Source organism: Microvirga arabica, from assembly GCF_016811235.1.
In the GTDB taxonomy this organism is placed as follows: domain Bacteria; phylum Pseudomonadota; class Alphaproteobacteria; order Rhizobiales; family Beijerinckiaceae; genus Microvirga; species Microvirga arabica.
In genome coordinates this window covers 1-5,376 of sequence record NZ_JAFBID010000149.1, presented here as the reverse complement: position 1 = coordinate 5,376, position 5,376 = coordinate 1, and the positions used below count along the sequence as shown (strand labels likewise).

Genomic DNA, 5,376 nt, shown 5'->3' with positions numbered 1-5,376 from the left:
GGTTTAACTATCAGCCGACTGCCCAGATCTCCACGTTAGAGGCAGAAACTGTGCTGCGGCGTCGCTGAACGTGTGATGGGAGGGCATCCTGGTCATTCTCTCGCGCGAGGGTTTTCGTCCCACGCCATTGGCCTCGCGCAGAAGGTCCAGCATGGAGGCGGCCACGGAATAATCACTATGGCTGTGCCAGAATGCGTGTACCCGGTGTATGGCCTAGAAGCCTAATCCCATGCACGGACCTTAACCTCCGCAAGCGCCCTGGTTGAGGTCCTGCTCGTTCAACCGCTAAACTGGCCAGAAAGTATCATCCTCCTGAATTGCCGATGAGGATGCATGGCGAAGCCGCAAAGCAGACCAACAATGCATCTCAGTTTGTGTGACGGACACGACGCAGCACACATGTCGCTTTGATTACGGCTACGCTATCTCGGCGATAGCTACCGCTGCAGTCGATCTGAAACGATCAAGGATGGCCCATGACCTGGCAACGGTTTTCGCTCTCTCGTGCGGCGCACTCTGGAAGGCTTGCCTCATCCGTGTTCGGCGTTACGAGGTGGTGGGGCATGGTTGGCGCTCTGGTTCTAGTGGGTGTCACGACGTACTTGTTTACCGGCTCTGCAAACGACCAGTCTGCAATCAACCACCGCCTGTCGGATTTAGCAGGCGCTCACTCCATCACCGATGCTCCTCGTACGGCAGCTTCAGCTCCGACCGCGCGGCTTCCCAGCATGGCTGGCAGGTGGCAGAACTTGCCACTGCTTGCGGCGCAGCAATCTGCCGATTTCTCCCTAAGCGGCGAGGTCAAGGCTCTTGCACTCCAGGTTGCCTTTGAGCGGGAGAGGGTGCGCGCTGACGCTGCACAACGGCAGTTAGTGCCCCTTCAAGAACAGGTTGCCAGTCTAGTCGAACAGCAGAGAGAGGTAGCAGGGATCCAGGAGCAGCTCGCTGACCTGAAGGGAAAGCAGGAGGAGGTGATCGTCCTCCGAGAACGCCTTGCTGAGGCAGACGCGAATACGCGCCGGGTGGTCGAGCATCTAAGAGCCGTTATCGAGGAGAAGGAGCGGGCAGACAAGGCACTGTTGCGGGTCACCGCGTCACATGAGCAGCTTGACGATCTGAGAGCAAGCGTCGTTGAGGCCCAGAAGGCAGCAGAGAGCGAGAAGCAGAAGGCGACCTCCGCCCTTGAGGAGCTGGAGGCAGTGAAAGGTCAGCTTGCTGCCGCGCGGCGGGAGGCAGCAAGTTCCCTCCGGGAGCAGCACGCCAGCCTGGAAGCTAGCGAGGCGCAGATAACCGAGCATCGAAGAGCCGCTGTTGAGGAGAAGAAGCGCGCGGAAGATGCACTGGCGGAAGCCGCCGCGTCGTATAAGGAACTGGAGAACTCGCATAAGCAGCTTGACAATCTTAAAGCTAGGGTCGTTGCGGCCTGGACAGCAGCAGCCAGCGAGAGGCAAAGCGCTATTTCCGCCCTTGAGCAGCTGGAGGTCGTCAAAGGTCAGCTTGCTGCACGCACCGCATCGGAGAGCGATAGGGAGGAGACCGCGAGCCAGTTGCACCAGAATCAGGAACACATTGTTATTCCTTTTCTCAACAGTCGCCGGGAACTGCTTCCAGCAACTCGGATCTTCCAAGTCCCTCTGCCTCTGGAGGCGGTTACGGCTTCACCAGGCGAGCTAGGAAAAGATGAAGAGCGTGCTACGCGACAGAAGAGCCGTAGAGGCACAATGAATGACAAGGCTCGGCAGGTCTCCCTGGAGTCCGCAGGAAAAACACGCGTTAGACCAGACAATGATACGGTGACTGCGCCCATTCCCAGCGGCAGGAACCGAACCGAGCCTGAAGCAACCAAGATCAGCGAACGTAGGCGAGAGGCCCGACACCAAAGCGTCCAGCCGGTTGAGAAGCCTTCGCCCGGAGCGGGCCGACCAGGCCGTTTGCCCACGCAAGATGCTTCTGATGATTTTATGGTGCGCAACCCGGACGCTCTTGGCCTACCAAGTGCCTTGCTCCCTGACAGCAGGCTTTGGTGAGCTATAATCGCTTCAATGTCTCAAGAGGCGTAACACATGATGTCTCTGGGAGACGGGGCAACCACAACCAAGCTACCGAGATCTGCGCAAGGCAGGGTTTCTAACACAATGATCACGAGGTTGCGCCACAGCCCAACACACCACATGGGAAGCGCAAAAGAGCCATGCACAGTGCGCGCGCAATCGGCTAAACCGACCAATATGACACCAAAGGTTCTCTTTCGCTGGGTTGCATGGCTGCTCGTCCTTGCCATTGCGGTCCTCACCCTCTCGCCCGTTGAGCAGCGGCCCGTCACTACCGCTCCGGTTGGGTTGGAGCGGTTTGCTGCCTTTGCAGTCACGGGAGCTGCTTTCTGCTTCGGCTACCCGAAACACCGCCTCCCCATCCTTGTGCTGCTGGTCGGGATCATTGGCTGTCTTGAGGCCGCTCAAACCTATGTTCCTGGCCGCCATGGCCGTCTTCCGGATGGTCTGGTGAAGGCATCGGGCGCTCTCCTGGGGGCCGCTTTAGTTATGCTCGTTCGTGCCATGGCGGGCAATGAACGCAACACCAGGAGCGGTGAGGACGTTTAGTTTAGCTTTACCCGAGAAGTACGTCCTGTTAGGGCTATCGGATGCTGGCGATCGCCACCGGACTCCTCTGGCAAGATCAGGACGCAGACAGCGCGCCCTTGAGAGGCCAAGATGTCTGCGGCATCGAAGGCCCAGGTCTCAGCCTCCTTGCGCGTGGGATAGGAGATCGCACACAGATCTCCAGCCGTGACTAACCATTCACTCTGGATCTGGAAGACAACGAAACGCTCCGTGTGGATCAAGTGCATTGTCGCCTCCATTTGAGCTCGGCAACAGGGACGGTAACGTGCCATTTCGCCGAGGCAGGTGCTTGATGGGAGAGCCTGTCAAGGGGCTGTCCCGAAGAGTGCCCTTCCTCGCCAGGAATTCGGGCCTCCAAGGTTCCTCCTCTCCAGAAGGTGCCAGCTACAAAGAATTAGGTGTAGGGGCTCAACAGCGCGGCACGGAAGCAGATGCCTTGCACCGAGAGCACGATCTGACTAGTCGCAGTCGTCGTAGTGCCAATTGTTATAGCTTGAAGCACGGCCCAGCCGGTGGACCGTCCAGCCTATGTTCACGAAGCTGCTCAACAGCCTCCTGATCACAAAAAGGGGAGTGCCTGCTAAATTATTCGCATTCGGTGGGAGCAGGTGGGTCATGATGAAGCCCTCTGTCGATGTAACCCCAGCCGGATCGAGCCTCTGCTCGAAAGTTTGAACGCGCAATTCAGCGTAAGGGCTACCTCAACAGGAAGCCTGGCTGTGGGAAGGAAGACCTCTGCGAACTCCACCTGATGCGGTCATGCAACGTTGGGGTGCCCAGGACCTTACCTGCGAACATCGCTCCGGTTGTGCCGCAGTCCTGTAGCTAGGAGAAAAGCATCAGAGCACAGCCGCCTGCGATGAGCAGCAACGGCACGCCCGATCCAGTGTCTTCTCCTCTTCCACATATGCCTTTCGGAACTACAGCGAGGCAAGCTCGCGCAGGGGCAAATCTTGGCAGGCTGGTGTCGCAACAAAGGCCAGAACAGGGTAGTGCCGCAAATTGATGCCAACGTAGCGGTTCAGCTTGTTCCAGTAGTAAATAAGCCGTGTCCGCACCGTAGGCTGTTCAGAGAAGATCTCGCCAGAAAAGAGATAAAACAGTTGGTTGTCCTTGGCGACTTGAGCAACAAGCGACTGGTTCCAGCCCTGAGGGTCAACCTCGGTCACCTGAACCCGGCACGCCCCTGCCGCGCCTGACACCCACGTCAAGTCGTTGTGGGTCGCGGGCCGGTAGCTCGTTTGGAAACCCTGCTGCTCCAGCAGCAAAGCCAGTTCTGACCAAGCCACGGTCGGCTTGGGGCCAACCACGCGGGTGAGCGTCACAACCTTCAGAGACAGGCTGATGACCAGCACAAGCCCGAACACGATGCTAAATACGGGTCGTACAATGGTCATATCAAACCCCAAAGACAAATGCTCACAGGGAACGCGGGGATGTAGCTTGGGTTGTCCAAGGCAGTCATGTCCGACCTTCCGATGCGGCTGGATCGTTCGCAGATACCTGAGTCTTCGCCCATAGGTGATCGTTGCCCATCCCGGAGTGTCGGAGAGTTCTGTGCATCGGAGATGTGATCTGCCACCAGAGGTCGGAAGCCCGTGCATCTCGGACTTCCTTAAGACCTACTTGCATTCGGTCGTAGCCTCGTTTCGGCATCCTGGTATGGGTTCCAAAGAGCCGGTCCCAGACCGGGAACACTGAGCTGTAGTTGCTGTCGGTTTCAGGTTGATAGGATGAGTGGTGGATCGCGTGCATGTTAGGCGTTACCAGAACCCGGTCAACGTGCCTGGGCAACCGCATGTTGGCGTGAGTCAAGGCACTCATCACGGCCTCGGCCAGTTTGTAGAGAACCAGAACCCACGGGGTGATTCCCAGCGCAATCACAACGGGCAGGGTAATCAGAAGAACAAGAACCAATTCGCCAGGGTGAGAGCGCACGGCTGTCGAGACGTCCAAGTGAGTATCCAGATGGTGGACCCGGTGCAGCCGCCAGAACAAGGGCACCTTATGCAGCAACACGTGAATGACATAGTCTGTAAGGTTAATAAGCGCGACGCTGCACAGGACTGAGATCCAATCTGGCCAGGAGACGGCATTCAGCACTCCCACGTGGTTATCATGCGCCCACTCCGCTGCCCAGAAAATCGAGATCGGCAGCCAGGGCGGCAGGAACACATTTACCAGACCCAGCCCAATGTTTGCAGGCCAGCGGCGTTGCCGTTCAGGCGCTTGCTCAAAAGGTGGATGGACGGTCTCGATTGCGCTCAGGACTGCAAACAAAGCGAAGAGCACGCCATATGGAAGGAGCTCTCCATCAAGTTTCAACCATGTCGCAAAGCGTTCGAGTGCTTCCAATGGGCTTCCCTCGATTTCGGGTAAACGCGCATCCCTCGGTGGGCCTAGAAGGCATGGCACATCAAAACAAGAGAACGCATCGCTGCCTACTCCTCCGGAAGAGTACAAATTCACTATCCCGAGTATCCCTGCGGGCATAACTCGACAGTGATGGCATGCCGCCCGTAGCCTGTGCGAGCGGGAACAAAGATAGGAGGATCATATGCTTAGATCATCGACCAACAAGCTCGGCTTTGCATTCTTCGTATTCACGTTTGGTATTGGCACGAGTGGTGCTGCGCTCGCGGGACTGGCGGCCCCTCCATCGATGGGAGCACCCGGGCTGCGGATTCCGATGAAGCCGGACGCTTATTCCAAGGTGAAGCCGGACACCCATTCCGATTTCATTCCGGACAGTGTT

General features: G+C 57.7%; 5 protein-coding genes. 3 read left to right on the top strand and 2 right to left on the bottom strand.

Translation table 11 applies throughout. The annotated features are described in order from the left end of the window. Window positions 1–476: 476 nt before the first annotated feature. Both JQC81_RS31830 and JQC81_RS31825 read left to right on the top strand, forming a co-directional pair. The gene (locus tag JQC81_RS31830) at window positions 477–2,027 is read left to right on the top strand and encodes a coiled-coil domain-containing protein (protein WP_203275771.1); all 1,551 of its coding nucleotides are present in this window, start codon (window positions 477–479) and stop codon (window positions 2,025–2,027) included. A gap of 201 nt (window positions 2,028–2,228) precedes the next feature. Next, the gene (locus tag JQC81_RS31825; protein WP_203275770.1) at window positions 2,229–2,600 is read left to right on the top strand and encodes a VanZ family protein; all 372 of its coding nucleotides are present in this window, start codon (window positions 2,229–2,231) and stop codon (window positions 2,598–2,600) included. 941 nt (window positions 2,601–3,541) lie between these two features. Here JQC81_RS31825 and JQC81_RS31820 read toward each other — a convergent pair. Both JQC81_RS31820 and JQC81_RS31815 read right to left on the bottom strand, forming a co-directional pair. Further along, window positions 3,542–4,018, bottom strand: coding sequence for a hypothetical protein (locus JQC81_RS31820; RefSeq protein WP_203275769.1), 477 nt, complete (start codon window positions 4,016–4,018; stop codon window positions 3,542–3,544). 64 nt (window positions 4,019–4,082) lie between these two features. After that, complete coding sequence (locus JQC81_RS31815; RefSeq protein ID WP_203275768.1) at window positions 4,083–4,976, bottom strand: sterol desaturase family protein; 894 nt, start codon at window positions 4,974–4,976, stop codon at window positions 4,083–4,085. A 202-nt stretch (window positions 4,977–5,178) separates the two neighbouring features. On the opposite strand from JQC81_RS31815, the gene JQC81_RS31810 reads away from it, so the two are divergent. Then, on the top strand, window positions 5,179–5,376 hold a 198-nt coding region (locus tag JQC81_RS31810), incomplete at its 3' end, for a hypothetical protein (protein WP_203275767.1).